Source organism: Pedobacter sp., assembly GCF_039594775.1.
Taxonomy (GTDB): Bacteria; Bacteroidota; Bacteroidia; order Sphingobacteriales; family Sphingobacteriaceae; genus Pedobacter.
The window spans coordinates 1,034,091-1,052,542 of sequence record NZ_JBCNMT010000001.1 but is presented as its reverse complement, the minus strand read 5'-3'; the positions used below and the strand labels follow the sequence as shown (position 1 = coordinate 1,052,542).

17 protein-coding genes are annotated in these 18,452 nt (G+C 38.4%); 8 read left to right on the top strand and 9 right to left on the bottom strand.

All coding sequences use genetic code 11. The annotated features are described in order from the left end of the window. Nucleotides 1–123 precede the first annotated feature (123 nt). Nucleotides 124–618: a hypothetical protein gene (locus ABDV71_RS04535; protein ID WP_343531235.1), complete on the bottom strand. Its 495-nt coding sequence runs from the start codon at nucleotides 616–618 to the stop codon at nucleotides 124–126. Between the two features lie 185 nt (nucleotides 619–803). Here ABDV71_RS04535 and pgi point away from each other — a divergent pair, with 185 nt between their 5' ends. The 7 genes from pgi to ABDV71_RS04500 all read left to right on the top strand — a co-directional run bounded on the left by pgi (nucleotide 804) and on the right by ABDV71_RS04500 (nucleotide 6,916). Then, nucleotides 804–2,450 carry a glucose-6-phosphate isomerase gene (gene pgi, locus ABDV71_RS04530; RefSeq protein ID WP_343531234.1) on the top strand — a complete coding sequence of 549 codons (1,647 nt, stop codon included), beginning with the start codon at nucleotides 804–806 and terminating at the stop codon, nucleotides 2,448–2,450. 178 nt (nucleotides 2,451–2,628) lie between these two features. Continuing rightward, nucleotides 2,629–3,183, top strand: a complete 555-nt coding sequence (locus ABDV71_RS04525; protein WP_343531233.1) for an RNA polymerase sigma factor — start codon at nucleotides 2,629–2,631, stop codon at nucleotides 3,181–3,183. Nucleotide 3,184: 1 nt separating this feature from the next. Further along, nucleotides 3,185–4,348 (top strand): outer membrane beta-barrel protein, encoded by a 1,164-nt coding sequence (locus tag ABDV71_RS04520; RefSeq protein ID WP_343531232.1) that lies wholly within the window; start codon nucleotides 3,185–3,187, stop codon nucleotides 4,346–4,348. Nucleotides 4,349–4,377: 29 nt separating this feature from the next. Next, nucleotides 4,378–4,743 (top strand): cytochrome c, encoded by a 366-nt coding sequence (locus ABDV71_RS04515; protein ID WP_343531231.1) that lies wholly within the window; start codon nucleotides 4,378–4,380, stop codon nucleotides 4,741–4,743. A gap of 4 nt (nucleotides 4,744–4,747) precedes the next feature. Then, complete coding sequence (locus ABDV71_RS04510; RefSeq protein ID WP_343531230.1) at nucleotides 4,748–5,290, top strand: YceI family protein; 543 nt, start codon at nucleotides 4,748–4,750, stop codon at nucleotides 5,288–5,290. Nucleotides 5,291–5,293: 3 nt separating this feature from the next. Next, nucleotides 5,294–6,253: a DUF5777 family beta-barrel protein gene (locus tag ABDV71_RS04505; RefSeq protein ID WP_343531229.1), complete on the top strand. Its 960-nt coding sequence runs from the start codon at nucleotides 5,294–5,296 to the stop codon at nucleotides 6,251–6,253. A 138-nt stretch (nucleotides 6,254–6,391) separates the two neighbouring features. Continuing rightward, nucleotides 6,392–6,916, top strand: a complete 525-nt coding sequence (locus ABDV71_RS04500; RefSeq protein ID WP_343531228.1) for a DUF4251 domain-containing protein — start codon at nucleotides 6,392–6,394, stop codon at nucleotides 6,914–6,916. A 100-nt stretch (nucleotides 6,917–7,016) separates the two neighbouring features. Here ABDV71_RS04500 and ABDV71_RS04495 read toward each other — a convergent pair whose 3' ends face one another. From ABDV71_RS04495 to ABDV71_RS04480, 4 genes are all read right to left on the bottom strand, one after another. Next, nucleotides 7,017–8,093 (bottom strand): glutaminyl-peptide cyclotransferase, encoded by a 1,077-nt coding sequence (locus ABDV71_RS04495; protein ID WP_343531227.1) that lies wholly within the window; start codon nucleotides 8,091–8,093, stop codon nucleotides 7,017–7,019. Continuing rightward, on the bottom strand, nucleotides 8,071–8,436 hold the full coding sequence (locus tag ABDV71_RS04490) for a YraN family protein (RefSeq protein WP_343531226.1): 366 nt from the start codon (nucleotides 8,434–8,436) through the stop codon (nucleotides 8,071–8,073). Before ABDV71_RS04490 ends, ABDV71_RS04495 begins: the two co-directional genes overlap by 23 nt. Before the next feature lie 88 nt (nucleotides 8,437–8,524). Then, nucleotides 8,525–10,489: a DNA primase gene (dnaG, locus tag ABDV71_RS04485; RefSeq protein ID WP_343531225.1), complete on the bottom strand. Its 1,965-nt coding sequence runs from the start codon at nucleotides 10,487–10,489 to the stop codon at nucleotides 8,525–8,527. 129 nt (nucleotides 10,490–10,618) lie between these two features. Further along, on the bottom strand, nucleotides 10,619–11,281 hold the full coding sequence (locus ABDV71_RS04480) for a GDSL-type esterase/lipase family protein (RefSeq protein WP_343531224.1): 663 nt from the start codon (nucleotides 11,279–11,281) through the stop codon (nucleotides 10,619–10,621). Between the two features lie 96 nt (nucleotides 11,282–11,377). Between ABDV71_RS04480 and ABDV71_RS04475 the strand changes: the two genes are divergently transcribed. Further along, complete coding sequence (locus tag ABDV71_RS04475) at nucleotides 11,378–11,878, top strand: hypothetical protein (protein WP_343531223.1); 501 nt, start codon at nucleotides 11,378–11,380, stop codon at nucleotides 11,876–11,878. Between the two features lie 3 nt (nucleotides 11,879–11,881). On the opposite strand, the gene ABDV71_RS04470 is transcribed toward ABDV71_RS04475, so the two are convergent. The 4 genes from ABDV71_RS04470 to secA form a co-directional block, all read right to left on the bottom strand. Next, the gene (locus ABDV71_RS04470; RefSeq protein ID WP_343531222.1) at nucleotides 11,882–12,832 is read right to left on the bottom strand and encodes a hypothetical protein; all 951 of its coding nucleotides are present in this window, start codon (nucleotides 12,830–12,832) and stop codon (nucleotides 11,882–11,884) included. A 77-nt stretch (nucleotides 12,833–12,909) separates the two neighbouring features. Beyond that, the gene (locus ABDV71_RS04465; RefSeq protein WP_343531221.1) at nucleotides 12,910–14,091 is read right to left on the bottom strand and encodes a M20 family metallopeptidase; all 1,182 of its coding nucleotides are present in this window, start codon (nucleotides 14,089–14,091) and stop codon (nucleotides 12,910–12,912) included. A 99-nt stretch (nucleotides 14,092–14,190) separates the two neighbouring features. Beyond that, a complete protein-coding gene (locus ABDV71_RS04460; protein ID WP_343531220.1) occupies nucleotides 14,191–14,619 on the bottom strand; it encodes an SPOR domain-containing protein in 429 nt (142 codons plus the stop codon). Between the two features lie 318 nt (nucleotides 14,620–14,937). Continuing rightward, nucleotides 14,938–18,240, bottom strand: a complete 3,303-nt coding sequence (gene secA / locus ABDV71_RS04455) for a preprotein translocase subunit SecA (RefSeq protein ID WP_343531219.1) — start codon at nucleotides 18,238–18,240, stop codon at nucleotides 14,938–14,940. Nucleotides 18,241–18,452 lie beyond the last annotated feature (212 nt).

Genomic DNA, 18,452 nt, shown 5'->3' with positions numbered 1-18,452 from the left:
TACAAGATAGTAATTTTTAATTACTGCAAAAGAAGTATGGAAATCAACCGAAGTCGATTTCCACCATCTAAATTAGACTGTTACACCAAAACAAAGCTTCAAAGAGCGTCATCTGGTAAATTGTTAAAACAAACCTTTCAACTTATCCAAAAGTCCTCCTTCACCATTTTCACCTTTACTTCCACCGCCCAATAGGTCTTTAACATCATTGAAATCAAACTTACCGTCGGCACCGCCGAACTTGCTTAAAATGTCTTGCAGGTTAAATGAACTGTCATTAGGATCTGTTGCCTTATTGAAAAACTTAGACAGCACTGTAGGAATTAGGGATGCCCCTATGCTCTTCGCAGTTTCTGCATTAATACCTAAACCTCCCAACTTATCCGTGAAACTGGAGGTTGCCTGTTCCAACACATTTCCGCCAGCACCATTTCCTTGCGTAAAAGAACTGATCAGGTCGGTGATATTACCCGACCCTATTTTATCCTTCAAAACCTCTACAATGGAACCCGAAGCAGCTTGGATTACCTGCTCGTTTTTTTCATTTGGCACTTGAGCATTGTCAATTACCAATTCTTGGGAATTATCCCTTACTAATTGTTCTAGATTTTCTAACATAGGTGCATCTTTTAAATTCTATCTAATATAGTTAAAACCATGATAATGAGCATTATTTTTTTCAATACCTAGGAAGAACCAATTCCATAATCACCATTTCTACTAGGATAACTAAGGATTCGTAGCTTTATTAATTAGCATATAAAATTCAGTTTTGTATTTTTACCGAACTAAAACTCCATGCTATGTTGCCAAAAATCAATTTTACGACTACTAGGGCTTATCAATACCTAGCCGATCATTACATCAACATTAACCAAACGGACTTGAAAGCTTTATTTGCTGAAGATTCCGACCGTTTCAATAAGTTTTCGGTGCTGTTTGAAGACATCTTGTTTGACTATTCAAAGAATAGGGTAAACGATGAAACCATGGCGCTACTTGTTCAGCTGGCCAAAGAGTGTAAGTTAGATGAGGCGATAAAAGCCATGTTCAATGGCGAAAAAATCAACGAGACAGAAGGAAGGGAAGTACTGCACATTGCCCTGCGCAACCAAAGCAATACTCCTATTTTAGCAGATGGTAAAGATGTAATGCCTGAGGTAAATGCGGTTTTGGCAAAGATGGAAAAATTTAGCAACGCAATCATTTCTGGCGAATGGAAAGGCTATACGGGCAAACAGATTACCGATGTGGTCAATATTGGCATTGGCGGTTCAGATCTAGGTCCTGTAATGGTAACCGAAGCTTTAAAACACTATAAAACGAGATTAAACCTACATTTTGTTTCAAACGTTGATGGCACTCACATTGCCGAAACATTAAAGGTTGTAAATCCAGAGACCACCCTATTTTTAGTGGCCTCGAAAACTTTTACCACACAAGAAACCATGAGCAATGCCAATACGGCAAGAAGTTGGTTCCTTAACCAAGGGGCTACAGAAGCCGATATTGCCAAGCATTTTGCAGCCTTGTCTACCAATGCCAAGGATGTAGCTGCTTTTGGAATTGATACCGAAAATATGTTCGAGTTTTGGGATTGGGTTGGCGGCCGTTATTCGCTATGGAGCGCCATTGGACTTTCTATTAGCTTGGGTATTGGTTTCGACAACTTTAAGCAATTATTAGCAGGTGCGCACGCTACCGACAAGCATTTTTCGACTGCTCCTTTCGAAGAAAACGTACCTGTGATTTTGGCTATGTTAGGCGTGTGGTATATCAATTTCTTTGGAGCCGAAACACAAGCCATTTTACCATACGACCAATATTTGCACCGCTTTGCGGCCTACTTCCAACAAGGGGATATGGAAAGCAACGGCAAATATGTTGATCGCAATGGCGAGATTGTAATGTATGAAACCGGACCAGTAATTTGGGGCGAACCTGGTACCAATGGACAACATGCTTTTTATCAACTGATACACCAGGGCACTAAATTAATTCCTTCCGATTTTATTGCGCCAGCTCAGAGCTTAAATCCTTTGGGCGACCACCATCCTATTTTGCTTTCGAACTTTTTTGCACAGACGGAGGCATTAATGAATGGTAAAGACGAGGAAGAAGTAGTGGCCGAACTTCAAAAAGCGGGCAAAACCCACGAGCAGATTGCTAAACTTGCTCCTTTTAAAGTTTTTGAAGGCAATAGACCTACCAACTCTATTTTGCTTAAAAAAGTAACTCCATATAGTTTAGGAAGCTTAATTGCCATTTACGAACATAAAATATTTGTACAGGGGATTATTTGGAACATCTTCAGCTTTGATCAATGGGGCGTAGAACTTGGCAAGCAGCTTGCGCAAAAGATACAGCCAGAGTTAAAAGATAATGAACCCGTAAATTCACATGACTCGTCAACAAACGGATTGATCAATCAATACAAAAACTGGAGATAGACTTAAATAAAGTAATTATATCCCATCATAAATCGCCTTTCAGTATGCCATAAGAGCTATTTGAAAGGCGATTTTTCTTTTAACTCGAAATTTCTGAGTAAATTTCTTTAGGTATAGGCAACCTTTTATTTACAAATACCGTAATCGTATATACAAAACAAAAACTATTGATTGTATTTTGCTTTCTACAGAATTAATTAGCGGCTGTATAAAAAAAGACAGGAAAAGCCAAAAAGAGCTTTACCACCTATACTATGGCTATTCAATGAGGATTTGTCTACGTTACGCCCAAAATAAAGATGAAGCCATTGAAATGCTAAACGATGGCTTTATGAAGGTTTTCATGAATATAAAGCGTTACGACAAGTCCCGACCATTTAATGCTTGGATCAGCACAATTATGATCAATACCTCAATTGATTATTATAGAAATCGAATAAAACAAATGGAAATGGAAGAACTAAACGCCAAACATGAAATGGAAGATAGTGAAAACATTCTTTCCCATTTAAACTATGAAGACATTATTCTATTAGTACAAAAACTATCTTATGCCTATAGAACGGTGTTTAATCTTTTTGTTATTGACGGCTATTCACATGAAGAGATTTCAGAGATGTTGTCCATTTCTGTTGGCACTTCAAAATCAAATCTCTTTAAGGCTAGGGAAAATTTAAAAAAAATGCTGGTTGAAGAAACTGCTTTCACTAATAAACAAACCAGAGCGTATTGAAATGAAAGATTTAAACGATAAAGATTTTGACCAAACCTTTAAACAAAGAGTAACGGAAACGTTCCCTGAGTTTGAAGAAGAAGCATGGTTAAAAATGGAACAGAAATTAAACAGAAAAGATCGTCTAGTATTTTTTAGAAATGCCAGCATTATACTTTTGTTTCTTTCTTTTGGTTTAGGCCTTTATTTCCTTCCGCAAAAAGACCAAAAAAACAGCACAAAACCACAAAATACCATTGTTAAAAATGAGATTCCAAAAAATAGCAATGCCGGGTCATCAACTCCTTCAATCCCCCATTCGACATTAAACTCCCAACCTACTTCCCCAATAGCTAACGTTAATACTAAAACCATTGAAAACATTCAAGCCATTAAACAATCTGCTATACCATTTTTAACCGTAGATAGCCAAAATTTAAGTAGCCCACCAATTACTTTTCTTACTGAAAACAAACAAATTGCAATCAATAATTTTGTTCCAAGTGATTTTACAATTGACCAAACGCTCAATACCACTGTAGCTGTTACAGATAACATTAAGCCTGACGGAAAACTGATAGATAAAAACAAAAAGGCTCGCAAAATACCTATTAGTTTAGCAATTAGTACCGGACCCGATTTTAACTCTGCAGGTACCATTATAGGCGGAAAGACAAGTGCTAGTTTTGGTTTAAGTGTGGGAATTGGAATTACAAAAAAAATAAGCTTACAAACTGGCTTAAGTTATGGAGCTAAAAACTATAGTGCACAAGGCTATGACTATACTTTTAACAACCCTAATGTTCAATCGTCGATAGCAAGTATCCAGGCAAAATGTAAAGTACTGGAAGTTCCTTTACGTGCTTCCTACACCGCTTTTGAAAACCAAAACCAAAGCATTGATTTTAACGGTGGCCTATCTAGTTATTTTATGCTAAAAGAAAATTATGTGTACAAATACAAAGATGTTAATCGAAATGACCGAACGAGGGAATTTACAAATGAAAACCAGCACTTTCTGAGCGTTCTCGACTTATCAGCAACTTACAACATTAAGCTAAAAAACACCAAAATGGCCTTAGGTATTGAACCTTATGTAAAAATACCTTTAAGTGGGATTGGCGAAGGAAATGTCCCATTAAAATCAAGCGGCATAGCATTTAAACTACGCTATCACATTCGCTAAAAACAATACAAACTTTAAATAATATCATCATGAAAAAAATTGAATTTTATTTCTATGGGCTTGCTATTGCCCTAGCTTTCGCCTCATGTTCTAAAAAACAAGCCGAAGAGATCAAGCCAACGCCAACCAACCCTGGTGGGCCCGAGGTAACCACAGCAAATGTAAGCTACAGTAATTATGTTGGCAATTTGATCCAAACCAAATGTAGCGGGTGCCATGGCGCAAACGGAGAAGGAAATAGTACCTGGGCATTTACGGGTTACGAATCGGTAAAAAATGACAATCGCATCAAAAATGCCACTTTAGTTACCATGCGCATGCCAAAAGGTGGCAGTTTAAGTGCTAAAGAAAAAGAATTGTTAGCAGCTTGGTTTGACAGAAACATGCCACAATAAGACGATGAACAAGCTCATTTTTACTTTAACATTTGTTTTGGCCCTTACTGGAGTGAGGGCACAAACATTAGTAAGCAAGGCTGTTACCACTTCATTTTTTTCTTCTACTCCCATAGAAGACATTGAAGCAATTAGTAAAACAGGAGCCTCAGCAATAAACACACAAACGGGAGATATTCTTGTAAAAATCAGCAACACAACGTTTGATTTTAAAAAGAAGCTGATGCAGGAACATTTTAACGAGAATTATATGGAAAGCGACAAATATCCTGTATCCACCTTTAAAGGTAAGATAATAGGCGCTGTTGATTATACTAAGCCTGGCACTTACCAGGCTTCAGCTAAAGGCGACCTAATCATTCATGGTGTAGCCAAAAGCTATGAAGTGCCCATCAAAGTCATTGTAGCAAATAATGGTGTTAACGCAACAACCTCTTTTTGGGTCCGAATGGAAGATCACAAAATAAAGATTCCCAGAATAGTCATCAAGAATATCGCCGAAGCAGTAGAGGTCAAAATTTCGGTCTTATATCAACCTAAAAAATAAATTATGAAATCTTTATTGAATAGAACTTGTTACCTCGTTATGGTATTGTTTGTAGCTAAACTTCCCATTGCCAGTGCTCAAGATTCCTTGGCAAATATGCTTGAGTTGCCCAAAGTTAGCTCACGTGTTTCGGCAACCTTTAAATCTCCAAAACTAATTAATATCCATACGATTGAAACCGTCCATAAAAATGAATTGGATTTTAGAGTAGACCATCGTTTTGGCGATATTGCTGGTAGTGCAGGCGGAATTAAGAATTTCTACGGATTAGACCAATCAACCGACATCAGGATTGGTTTTGATTACGGCCTGAGTGACCGACTAAACATAGGCTTTGCCAGAGCAAAAGGCTTTGGCTTGGTGACGCAATTGTACGAAGGGAACATCAAATATAGATTGCTTACTCAAACTTCTGATGATAGCTTGCCAATTAGCGTTACTTTATTTGGAAGCTCCACGGTATCGGCAGTAAAAGCCAGTGCCGATCCCACTTTGGCAAATGCATTTGATGGCTTTTCCGATAGGCTTACTTATGTGGTGCAGGCCGTACTGGCAAGAAAGTTCAGCCCTAATTTTTCTTTATTGATCATGCCTTCCTATGTACATCGTAATTTTACGGCTTTTGGTGATCAAAATGATTTGTTTGCCATGTCTGTTGGCGGACGTATAAAAATTACAAAGCGCATGGCTTTTGTAGCAGATTATACTGTTCCTTTTAGAGATAAAGGTAAGAAAGCTTACCTAGAAGCAGTTTCAGCACAACAACTGTATCATATATTAGGGGCAGGTTTAGAATTTGATACTGGCGGGCATATTTTTCACTTAAACTTTACCAATGCCACAGCAATTCAAGAATCGCAGTTTATAACCAATACCAACACGACATGGACAAAAGGACAATACCGATGGGGGTTCAGCATTGCCAGAAGGTTTTCCCTTGGCGGAAAAAAGTCTGACAAATAATTATTGAATTCGTTTTGTAGTGTGAATGGCTTTATTACCCATACAAACAAGCTGTTTTATTTGAACCGTTTATAAACTTTTATGGATTTCACTTGTTTTGGTCATCATAGAGCTGTAATTTGATTAAACAGCATAAACATGAATAGGTTAAACACATTATTGATCACTGCATTTACCTTGGTTGGATTAAATGCAGTTGCCCAAACAGATAAAGCAACTACTGCGAAAATTGTAGAAGCCAAAACATACACTTTTGTAGCCAGGTCGGTAACGCCCTTAAATACTCAGGATATTAGCATGGTAATGAGTAAAATTCCAGGAGCTATGCAAGGCGGCACCATCAATCTTTCAGAAACGTATTATGAAGTGAGGGTAACACCAGACAGCGTTGTAGCATTTTTACCTTATTATGGAAGGTCATACAATGCACCTATTAACCAAACTGAGGGAGGGATTAAATTTACTTCCAAAAAGTTTGAATATAAATCGATCAAAGGCAAAAAAAGAGGCTGGGATACTTTAGTACAAACCAAAGATGTTCCTGAAAACTATCGCTTGGCTTTTAGTATTAGCGATGAAGGTTATGTGTCACTCTCTCTGAACAGTAATAACAAACAATCTGTTTCCTATCAAGGCTATTTGAAAGAAAACGGAGATAAATAATAAATACAAAAGCCACTTTTGAAAGAGTGGCTTTTGTATTTACAGCAGGGTAATTATCCACTGTTTTTCATATACCTTTCTTTATAACAGATCAGAAAAGTTATTTCTTCACTTCGAGTTTAATCTCAAACAGATTTGGCCATTTTTTTCCTGTAACAAACAAACGTTTTGTCGCAACGTCATAAGCAATTCCATTGAGTACATTATTGCCAATTTCCTCATCCGTTTTAAAATAGTTTTTAGGAACCAATTTAGAAAGGTCAACTTCTGCTTCTACAACACCTGTTTTCAAATCAATAATCACAATTCTGTTAGCGCCATAAACATTGGCATATAGTTTCCCGTCAATATACTCAAGTTCGTTTAAACGCTCTACAGGGCCTTTATTATCGTAAACCTCAATAAATCCCTCTTCTTTATAGTTTTGGGCGTTCATTTTCCAAATACGGTTAGAACCATCACTACGTAACAACTGTTTGCCATCGTAAGTAAGTCCCCAGCCTTCGGCACTGCTCTGGTATGGGAAAGTGCCGATCTCTTCTAATGAATTGGCATCGTATATCAAACCTACATTTTCTTGCCAAGTAAGCACAATGATTTTGTCTCCCACTTTTACAGAACCTTCTCCAAAATACTCAGGTTTTAAAGGCACGGATTTGATGGCTTTTCCATTAGCTAAATCAACCCATCGCAACTGGGATAGTCCTTTACGCCCCGTACTCTCTAGCAACTTACCCTCTACAAAGCTTAGTCCTTGTGTATAGGAAGAAGTATCATGAGGAAAAGTATTCACCAAAGTATATTTTAACTTTTGCGGCTTTTTATCGGTGGTTAAAATAATGTTGTTGGTAACTGTATCTATCTGATTGCTTGTTTTTACAATGGCAGTCAGCATTCTATAGCCCAGTGGCAGATTCTGTGTATCTAACCAAACAAATTCCCTGGTGCTTTTCTCTGCAAATGGCTTTCCGTCTATCAAATAGCTGATGTTTTGCACTTCTGTTTTTTCGGGAATGTCAAGCTCCACCTTAACAGGTTTTCCAGCATGGAAGCTCTCACCCTGCAGCGGATTTTTAAAAGTAATGTAATTAGCTACCTTGTTATTGCAGGCAAACTGGAAAAAAGAAACACCTCCTAATAAGGTGATAAATATTTTACGTGTAAGGCCAAAAAGCATCTTCGATATGGTTGATGTTAAACGTATTATTTTTGGTTAAAAGCACAGCGATAATGTCAAACCTAATTTCGCCTTGATGATCCATGATTTCAATATAAGCCTGCGCTGCCAACTCTAATTGTCGCTGTTTAGCCGAACTTACAGAATCTTCGGGCATGCCAAAGGCCACCGAACTGCGTGTTTTAACTTCTATAAAGATAATGGTATTTGAGTGAAGCGCAATAATATCTACCTCAGCTTTGCCGAAAGTCCAGTTTTCATCTAAAATTTCATATCCCTTTTGTTGGAGAAACTGTACCGCCTCTTTTTCGCCAGCCTTGCCTCTATCGTTGTGGATTGCCATTTTTTGAAATTTTGATTGATTGAGTTTTGAATGAGTAAGTACCCTCATATAACTCATTCAATCAGTCACTCATTTTATTATTCAATCATTATTTTACAATTACCGAGCCCAAAAACTTTGAGATGGTACGTTCTACGTTTTTCACTTGCATAAAGCGTCCTTGCAGTGCTTCAAGATTAACCTCATCACGTTCGTCTTTCATTTGGTTCATCAAATCAGTAAGCATTTTATCTACCTTACGTTTTTTAAGATGATATAGGCCTCCCAACACTGCAGCCTTAATATTCTGGCTTTCATCTTTAACATAGATCTGGTGTTTGTTCAACCAGTTCTCGCTTAAGTTGTATGGCGAAGTGGTTAAGGTGATGGCCAAGTTGGCAATGTCTCCGTCTTCGCTCCTTAAAAATTGATTAATGGTTGGCAACTGGCCATTTTCCAATTCAGTACGATAATAATCGATTACACGGTTACACAAATCATTATCAAAGCTAACATCGCTAAGGTTTTGGATAATGAAAGAACCAACGTACATGTTATCTGTCTGTTCCCAAGTCGCCAATTCGTGGCCAAAGGTAAGCAACAATCTCACTATTTCATGTTCCTGCAGCAGATCAGAACTAATTTGTTCCGTTGTATTCTGCATGGGTACCGCCGCAGGTCCTTCTTCCGCAAAAAGGTCATCTGGCGGCATATCTGGATGACCAAAGCTAGATGACTTTGGCGCAGTAGAAGTAGCCGCTTTTTTACTCTTGGCCAGCTTGATTGCATTCAGCTCGGTAAGTAATACCCGCTCTTCGATTTCCAAGAGATGACTACATTCCCTTACAAAGACAGAGGCCTTGATATTATCAGGTATCTTAGCAATACTCTCTACAATATCCCTTATGATTCCTGCCCGCTTGATAGGGTCTTTTCCTGCTTCGGCCAGTAAAATATTGGCTTTGTATAGGATAAAATCTTGTCGCTGCTCCTCAATGTAGGTTTTAAATGCACCAGCACCAACTTTGTGCATATACGAATCGGGGTCATCGCCATCTGGGAAAGAAACTACTTTTACGTTCAGTCCCTCTTCCAAAATCATATCCAACCCACGCAAAGAGGCTTTGATTCCCGCTGCATCACCATCATACAAAATGGTAACGTTTTGGGTAAACCTACTAATGAGCTTTATTTGTTCAATGGTTAGCGACGTTCCCGATGAGGCAACTACGTTTTCGATATAGGCTTGATGGACAGCCAAAACATCGGCGTAACCTTCTACCAAATAGCAGTTATCCTGATCACGAATGGCTTTTTTGGCATGATACAAACCATAAAGCACATTTGATTTGTGATAGATATCGCTCTCTGGTGAATTAACGTATTTGGGTACGTTTTTATCTGTTTTTAAAGTACGCCCACCAAAACCAATTACCCTACCTGTAAAGTTGTGGATAGGAAACATGACACGGCCACGGAACCTATCGTACAGTTTTCCTTTATCATTTCTGATGGAAAGGCCTGTTTTTTCTAGATACTCTTCGGCATGTTGGTTTTTGACCGCCTCTTGGGTAAGTGCATCCCAAACATCGGGCGAGTAACCCAAGTTGAATTTTTTGACGATGTCTTCCCTAAAACCACGCTCCTTAAAATAGCTAAGGCCTATGGCTTTACCATCATCACTATTCCAAAGTTGCTCTTCGAAATAGCTGGCAGCAAATTGTGAAACAATGTAAAGACTTTCCCTTGCGCTGTTTAGCTCAATTTGTTCTTTACTTTCTACCGTTTCTTCAACTTCAATATTGTACTTGGTAGCAAGGTATTTTAAGGCTTCCGGATAAGTGTACTTTTCATGATCCATTACAAAACGTACTGAATCACCTGCCACGCCACATCCAAAACATTTGTAGATGCCCTTGTTTACCGAAACGTGAAACGAAGGTGTTTTTTCGCCATGGAAAGGACAGTTACCAATTAAGCTGGAACCACGTTTTTTAAGGTGCACGAAATCGCCAACCACTTCTTCAATACGTGCGGTTTCCTTAATCTTCTCTATGGTTTCTGCTGTAATCATTTCTCGCTAATCCCTTCCTAAATGGGACTTCAAATTTAGCATTTTTTACCATCATCGACCGCTAAGAAATGTCAGAAATCTGTACCATATGAAAGAACAAGTTCTCAATGGCGCAGATCACCATATCTCTTACAGCTTAACGAAAGGCAACATTTGCTCAGCCACAAATAAATTGCCTTGGTCATTTAAGTGTACGCGATCGGTAGTTAAAATACCTTTTTCCAAATCCTGCTCGTTATTCTTTTCTTCGTAACTGGTAAAGGCCTTTCTTAAATCGCAAAGTGGAAGATTGTTTTTAGTAGCCAACTCTCTAATACCCGTTGAATATTTATCCAATTCGGTATCCAATTCATTCGTCCCTGTTTTTTTCTCTCCAATTACCGATGGCGTACATAATACTATTTTACTACCGGTGGCTTTGATCTTATCAATCAATGCCTGATAAAACTTGATGTATTTAGGATAGTCTGTTCCTGTTCTTGAACTTTGTTTGTGCCAAACATCATTAATTCCGACATAAATGAATACCAAATCTGGCTTTTTCGCTAATACGTCTTCTTCCAAACGCAAATAAAGATCATAAACCTTATTGCCTCCAATACCAGCACCAATCAGTTCAAATTTATTGGTGTCTACCTGTTTTTTAAGCATATTAATATAACCACTTGCTTTTGTAGCTCCTTGCTGGGTAATAGAGTCTCCAAAAAACACCACACGTTTACGGTTAGATTTCATAGCAATTAGAAGAAAAATGGCGCAAGCCATTACTGATAGTTTTAAAATGGTTTTCATTCATCAATTTTTTATGTTCTAAAGTTAATTGTTTGACTGTAAATATCAACATAGCATTTATTTTCTATCTTTGGTTAAATTTTTCGACCCATACTCATGAAATTATTGGCCAAATCGTCATTTGTTTTTTTACTAACTCTTCTTTTTATCAATGTTGCTTTTGCCCAAAAGAAAAGAGCGCCTTTTACAGCATTAGTTTTTGTTGAAGGGAGCCAAAAAGTTCATGGGAAAATTACAGCTATTAATGAAACGGAACTGGTATTGGTTGATAAGAGAGATGTTTCCCATTCGGTTGCCTACCAAAAAATAAATCGCATCAAAGTTTACAAGCACCGTAGCGATGTGGGTTATGCCGTAATTACCGGAGCTTTGGCAGCGGGTACTATCGCCGCGGCTCAATCTATTGACGATGCTAACGTAGCTATATTGGTTGGTGTTGGCGGAACAGCGGCCGTAGTTAGTTTAAGTATGATTTTACATAACGTAATTCATGGTGCCGAGCTAAAAATAGATGCCAAGAAAGAAAAAATAGACTACGAGAACATGTCGCAAAAACTAAGCAAGTATCTGGTTAACGATGCCTCATTGAAGCCCTAGCTACTACTTCCCTTTTCCCAAGCGATAGTCTTTGTGTAGTACCAAAAAGCTCGCTCTTTCTTCTTTTTTAAACGGATAGTCCCAATTACCTTGATAGGTGATTTTCGTAGGCAGTTTTACTTCATCAAAATAGCTCATTTCGATATTCATCTGCACATCAAAGTCGAATAGCATATTGCTATATTTCATATCCACGTAACGACCCAGAATTTCAAAGTTACGTTTATCAAAAATAGTGACCAATTCCTTGATCATGATTCCATCTTTCGTCCATTTTGACAGATCCGGTTTCACGGAAACTTTAAAGCGATAAACGGGAATAGAATCTAAATAAGTACCACTATGGAAAGCATAATCATAGTATTGACGCATGTTTGCAGTAAAAATCTCTGTTTTGCTTCCAATAAATGGTATACCTTTAATAGGCCTTCCTGGATTAAATATTAAGGTTTTTAGTTTATCCTTATAACCCTCATTGGTACTTTTTTTACCTTTCTCCGTACTTGGAGCAGAATTGGGCACAAAATCAGTGTTATAGGCATTCATAAAAATATAATCGAACATCTCCACCGTGTACAACTGGTATTTGCCATTCTTTTTATACACCTTACCATTATCTTCCTTCACCAGATATTCCATTTTATACGGGCCATCATTGTTATGACGTATCTTCCGATAGATGCGACCATCAACTTGATTTTTCTTATCATAAGTGAATACTCTATTTTCGGCAATGAAGGTATATTTTTTCATATTTCGGAAAGCCTGATAGAAACTGGTATCATTGATAATGGCATCGATAAAAGTTTCAATATTCAATCGTTTTGCCTTGATGTTTACTACCGAATCAAGTGTAATGGTTTTGATGGTGTCGGGATTAAAACGAGGAATTTGCTGTGCCTTGGTTTCAACAAAGAACAGTAGCGAAAGAATAACGAAATAATATCTCTTCATGATCAAAATTAAAGCTAAAGTAAAAGGCAAATGCTTTTTACTTTAGCAATTTATATGCCTAACATTTATTTGACAAGTTAATTGCCCAATTGTTTCAAGGCCAAATAAGCCATTAAACCGGTAGAGGTTTTTAAGGCATCTTCATCGATATCAAAATTCGGTGTATGTACTGAATAAGTCGTTCCTTTAGCCGAATTTCCAGTTCCCAAACGATAAAAACAAGCATCGGTCACCTGCGAATAATAGGCAAAATCTTCGGCAGCCATCCAAATATCTAAGTCTATAACGTTCTCCTTTCCAAGATATTCTTCGGCATTTGCTCTGGCATTATCGGTTAATTTTTCTTCGTTAATTAAAAACGGATAACCTCTGTGGATATCGAAATGGCAACTTCCGCCCATACTCTCTGCGATTCCTTCTGCCATTTTTTTCATCAAACGATGTGCGTCATTTCTCCATTCCTCGTTCAGTGTTCTAAAAGTTCCTTCTAATTTTACTTCGTTCGGGATTACATTAGTAGCTCCATTAGCATTTACTTTGCCAAAAGACAGCACTGATGGCAAGCGGGGATCGGCATTTCTACTTACGATTTGTTGTAGGGCTACAATAATATGGGCAGTAATCAATACAGGATCTATGTTTTGGTGTGGCTGTGCGCCGTGTCCGCCTTTTCCGGTAACCGTTACATACAATTCATCTGTGGAGGCCATATAAATTCCCGAGCGGAAACCTACTTTTCCAGTTTCTATTAAAGGCATTACATGCTGTCCAATGATGGCTTGCGGTGCAGGATTTTGCAATACTCCTTCTTTGATCATGATACTTGCACCACCTGGTAACAACTCTTCTGCTGGTTGAAAAACCAATTTGACGGTTCCAGCAAAATCATCTTTCATTTGGTTAAGAATGTAAGCGGTGCCTAACAACGATGAGGTGTGCACATCATGTCCACAGGCATGCATCACGCCTTCATTTTTTGATTTGTATGGTTTGTCATTTGCTTCGTTAATAGGCAATGCATCCATATCGGCACGCAAAGCGATAACTTGATCAGAAGCTTTAGCCCCTGTAATTAAACCTACCACTCCAGTATTGGCCATTTCCGTAAAAGGAATTCCCCAACTGGTCAATTTATCTTTAACATACTTTGAAGTTTCGTACTCATGAAAAGACAATTCGGGATTGGCGTGTATATGTTGACGAAAACCTACCACTTCATTAAATATTTGAGCGGATAGTTCTTGTATTTTTTGTTTCATTGTTATTTAGTTTTTTGGATGGTTAGTTGGTTTGTTTCTTGGCTTGGCATACTTCTCGGTTAACCGATTAAACAGTTTCAACAATTAACCAATTTAAATCTATTGTTCTAAAATTGGTGCGTTTATCTTTTCTCTAAAAATAAACAAGGTTGGATAGCTGGGCCGCAGTTCGTTTAAAAATTTCTGAGCCTCTAGCCTAGTCCGATAATCGCCCACCCGCAAGTAATAGTTAGGCTCTTTGTAAGTAATATAGGTGTTGAGTTTGGGATAGCTTGCCTTAAATTTTGCTTGCTCGGAAAATGCCTCACGTCTATCGGCACCGTAATAAATTTGTACGCGGTAACCCATTGAGGAAACAATGGCTGTTCCTGACGGACTTGTTGTGGTTGGTCTCGCTTTGTTCAGTTCTATACGTTTTGCAATCAAACTATCTATCAAAGGATCTTTTACCACAATTACCTCACCTTTGTTTTGCGCAAAAGAGGCATAGGTTATAAATAGGGAAGAAATCAAAAATAAAATTCTCATACTCAAAGATTGCCGCGTCGTTCCTCCTCGCAATGACGAAATGTTTAGGTTTGCAAAAATCGACATTCTAAACTGCTAATACAAATCTCTTTAGCAGCAATAAATATTGTTTAGTCGAAATTCGTCAGGAAATGTGTGAACATTCCTTTTCAATATTAAAATATTTTCAAACTAGCCAACTTCCTATCGTCGAAATGACAGGGAATAATTTAAAGATTAAAAGCACAAAAAAGCCCCAAGTGTTAAAACACTTGGGGCTTTTATTTTTTTAAGACTTTCGAAGTTTTATAAACTTCATAAGTCTAGGTAATACTTCTATTATGCGTTTGCTCCGTGGCAGTTTTTAAACTTCTTGCCACTTCCACAAGGGCAAGGTTCGTTACGTCCAACGGTTGCTTCCTTTCTAATCGGCTGCAAAGGCTGAGGCTCACGGGTATCACCTACTAAATCCAAGTCAGATTGATCACCGTACTCCTGTTTGGTTGCATTCAACTTAGGTTGAGGTTTTGGGGCAACCGCTTCTCTTACTTGCTCAGGCTCCTGTTGCATCGGGATACCACCTTTAAACAAGAAACTCACTACTTCTTTGTTCACCACATTAAGCATGTTTTTGAACAAGTTAAAAGCTTCCATTTTGTAGATGATCAATGGATCTTTTTGTTCATAAACTGCATTTTGTACCGATTGCTTCAACTCATCCATTTCACGCAAGTGCTCTTTCCAGCTATCATCAATTAAAGCCAATACGATGGTTTTCTCGAAAGATTTGGTAATTTCCTTACCGTTGTTCTCAATCGCCTTTTTAAGTTCCACTGGAACTTGGATATGGCGGATACCATCTGTAAAAGGAACCACAATTTGCTCAATCACATCACCTCTATCTGCAAATACTTGTTGCAATACTGGCATCGCTTGGTTCACAACCGCTTCCGATTTGCGGATATAGAAAGTCGTTACTTCCTCAAATAACTTATCTGTTAAATCGTGGATTTTTTTGCTGTTGAATTCTTGTTCAGTGATTTCAGTATCTACCGAGAAGTTTTTGATTACTTCTAGCTTAAAGCCTTCGTAGTTCGATTCTTCTTTATATTCGGTTACGATATCTTCGGCAACATCAAAAATCATGTTGTTCATATCAACGTCCAAACGTTCACCAAATAAGGCATTACGACGCTTAGCATAAATTACCGAACGTTGTGAGTTCATCACATCATCATACTCCAACAAGCGCTTACGTACACCGAAGTTGTTTTCTTCTACTTTCTTCTGCGCTCTCTCAATCGAGTTGGTAATCATTGAGTGTTGAATTACCTCACCCTCTTCGATACCCATACGCACCATGATGTTAGAGATACGCTCTGAACCGAATAAACGCATCAAGTTATCCTCTAAAGATACAAAGAACTGCGAAGTACCTGGGTCACCTTGACGACCTGAACGACCACGCAACTGTCTGTCTACACGACGAGACTCGTGACGCTCTGTACCAATAATGGCCAAACCTCCAGCTTCTTTAACTCCTGGGCCCAACTTAATGTCGGTACCACGACCAGCCATGTTGGTAGCAATCGTTACCTGACCTGCCTGACCTGCTTCAGCTACAATATCCGCTTCTTTTTGATGCATCTTCGCATTCAATACATTGTGCTTAATGCCCCTCAATTTGAGCATACGGCTTAACAATTCCGAAATTTCTACCGAGGTAGTACCCACCAATACTGGTCGGCCAGCTTCCGTTAATTTTACGATTTCTTCGGCTACCGCGTTATATTTCTCTCTTACCGTACGGTAAACGTAATCTTGTTCGTCTTTTCTAGAAATTACCCTGTTGGTAGGAATTTCCACTACGTCCAACTTATAGATTGACCAAAACTCGCCAGCTTCCGTAGTTGCTGTACCCGTCATACCACAAAGTTTATGGTACATACGGAAATAGTTTTGCAAAGTAACTGTTGCATAAGTTTGTGAAGCATCTTCTACTTTCACATTCTCTTTTGCCTCAATTGCTTGATGTAAACCATCTGAATAACGACGGCCTTCCATAATACGGCCAGTTTGCTCATCTACAATTTTAACCTTGCCCTCATCAATAATGTATTCTACATCTTTCTCGAATAAGGCATAAGCTTTTAACAATTGGTTGATTGAGTGCACACGTTCTGCTTTCACTGCATAATCACGCATTAAAGCATCTTTTTGTGCAATTTTTTCTTCATTGCTCAAGCTCGATTTTTCGATTTCGGCAATTTCAGTTCCCACATCTGGCAACACAAAGAAACTTGGGTCTTCACCGGTTTGGGTGATCAACTCAATTCCTTTTTCCGTCAGCTCTACTTGGTTATTTTTCTCATCAATATGGAAAAACAACTCAGCATCTACTTTAGGCATGTTCTTAGACTGATCTGCCATGTAGTAGTTTTCTGTTTTAAGTAAGGTTTGCTTGTTGTTACCTTCACTTAAGAACTTGATTAAGGCCTTAGTTTTAGGCAAACCACGGTGTGCACGCAATAACGCTAAACCACCTTCACCTTCTTCTGTACCTACATTACCGCTGTTGATTAAGTTTTTTGCCGAGTTTAAAGCTTGTGTTACATAGGCTTTTTGTGCGTTTACCAAACGTTCAATACGTGGTTTCAACTCGTGGAACTCGTGTTGGTCGCCAAAAGGAACTGGTCCCGAAATAATCAATGGTGTACGGGCATCATCAATTAAAACTGAATCGACCTCATCAACCATAGCAAAATGCAACTTACGTTGTACCAGTTGCTCTGGTGTTTGCGACATATTGTCACGCAAGTAATCGAAACCAAACTCATTATTGGTACCGTAAGTAATATCTGCTAAATATGCTTTTCTTCTTTCTTCAGAATTTGGTTGGTGTTTATCGATACAATCTACACTTAAACCATGGAACTCGAACAATGGGCCATTCCACTCACTATCACGACGAGCAAGATAATCGTTCACCGTTACAATGTGTACACCCTGTCCGGCCAATGCATTTAAATAAGCGGGCAAGGTACTCACCAAGGTTTTTCCTTCACCAGTAGCCATTTCGGCAATTTTACCGCTGTGCAACACCATACCTCCGATCAACTGAACATCATAATGCACCATGTTCCACGCCACTTGGTTACCTGCAGCTTCCCATTTATTGGCCCATAAAGCTTTGTCGCCAACAATTTTAACATTGTTTTTTCTGGTAGCCAATTCCCTATCAAATTCGGTAGCGCTTACTTCCAACGTTTCATTTTCGCTTAAACGACGTGAGGTTTCTTTAACTACGGCAAAAGCTTGTGGCAATATTTGTTGCAATACTTTTTCCAACTCTACATTACGCTCTTTACCCAAGGCATCAACCTCATCGTATAAATTGGTTTTTTCTTGCAATGAAAGCTCAGCGCTTTCTGCCTGTGTTTTTAAATTGGCAATTTTTTCATCGATGCCAGCCAATGCCGAAGCAATGGTTGCCTTAAATTCAATGGTCTTATTTCTAAGTTCATCATTACTTAACGAAGCCAACTTTGCATATTCCTCGTTAATTTGCGCTACAATAGGCTGTAGCGCCTTTATATCTCTTTCTGATTTGCTTCCAAAAATCTTGGCTAAAAATCCTAACATGTTTATTCTGTTGTTAAATGGTATTATTGTTTTAATTGGTTAATTGTTGAAAATGGGTTAACTGTATTCGGTTAATTGCTTCGAAAATTGCCAGTCACCAGGCTTCAACAATTGTATTTCGTAAATCTCTACCTACCATAGCAGGTAAAATCGTAAAAGAACATACAACAACCAAGCCATACCCTTAACACAGGTCAACTTGACAGCTGTAG

Coding starts and splice junctions, on each gene's coding strand:
- ABDV71_RS04535 (WP_343531235.1), bottom strand. CDS start 618: ATGTTAGAAAATCTAGAACAATTAGTAAGGGATAATTCCCAAGAATTG.
- pgi (WP_343531234.1), top strand. CDS start 804: ATGTTGCCAAAAATCAATTTTACGACTACTAGGGCTTATCAATACCTA.
- ABDV71_RS04520 (WP_343531232.1), top strand. CDS start 3,185: ATGAAAGATTTAAACGATAAAGATTTTGACCAAACCTTTAAACAAAGA.
- ABDV71_RS04515 (WP_343531231.1), top strand. CDS start 4,378: ATGAAAAAAATTGAATTTTATTTCTATGGGCTTGCTATTGCCCTAGCT.
- ABDV71_RS04510 (WP_343531230.1), top strand. CDS start 4,748: ATGAACAAGCTCATTTTTACTTTAACATTTGTTTTGGCCCTTACTGGA.
- ABDV71_RS04505 (WP_343531229.1), top strand. CDS start 5,294: ATGAAATCTTTATTGAATAGAACTTGTTACCTCGTTATGGTATTGTTT.
- ABDV71_RS04500 (WP_343531228.1), top strand. CDS start 6,392: ATGAATAGGTTAAACACATTATTGATCACTGCATTTACCTTGGTTGGA.
- ABDV71_RS04495 (WP_343531227.1), bottom strand. CDS start 8,093: ATGCTTTTTGGCCTTACACGTAAAATATTTATCACCTTATTAGGAGGT.
- ABDV71_RS04490 (WP_343531226.1), bottom strand. CDS start 8,436: ATGGCAATCCACAACGATAGAGGCAAGGCTGGCGAAAAAGAGGCGGTA.
- dnaG (WP_343531225.1), bottom strand. CDS start 10,489: ATGATTACAGCAGAAACCATAGAGAAGATTAAGGAAACCGCACGTATT.
- ABDV71_RS04480 (WP_343531224.1), bottom strand. CDS start 11,281: ATGAAAACCATTTTAAAACTATCAGTAATGGCTTGCGCCATTTTTCTT.
- ABDV71_RS04475 (WP_343531223.1), top strand. CDS start 11,378: ATGAAATTATTGGCCAAATCGTCATTTGTTTTTTTACTAACTCTTCTT.
- ABDV71_RS04470 (WP_343531222.1), bottom strand. CDS start 12,832: ATGAAGAGATATTATTTCGTTATTCTTTCGCTACTGTTCTTTGTTGAA.
- ABDV71_RS04465 (WP_343531221.1), bottom strand. CDS start 14,091: ATGAAACAAAAAATACAAGAACTATCCGCTCAAATATTTAATGAAGTG.
- ABDV71_RS04460 (WP_343531220.1), bottom strand. CDS start 14,619: ATGAGAATTTTATTTTTGATTTCTTCCCTATTTATAACCTATGCCTCT.
- secA (WP_343531219.1), bottom strand. CDS start 18,240: ATGTTAGGATTTTTAGCCAAGATTTTTGGAAGCAAATCAGAAAGAGAT.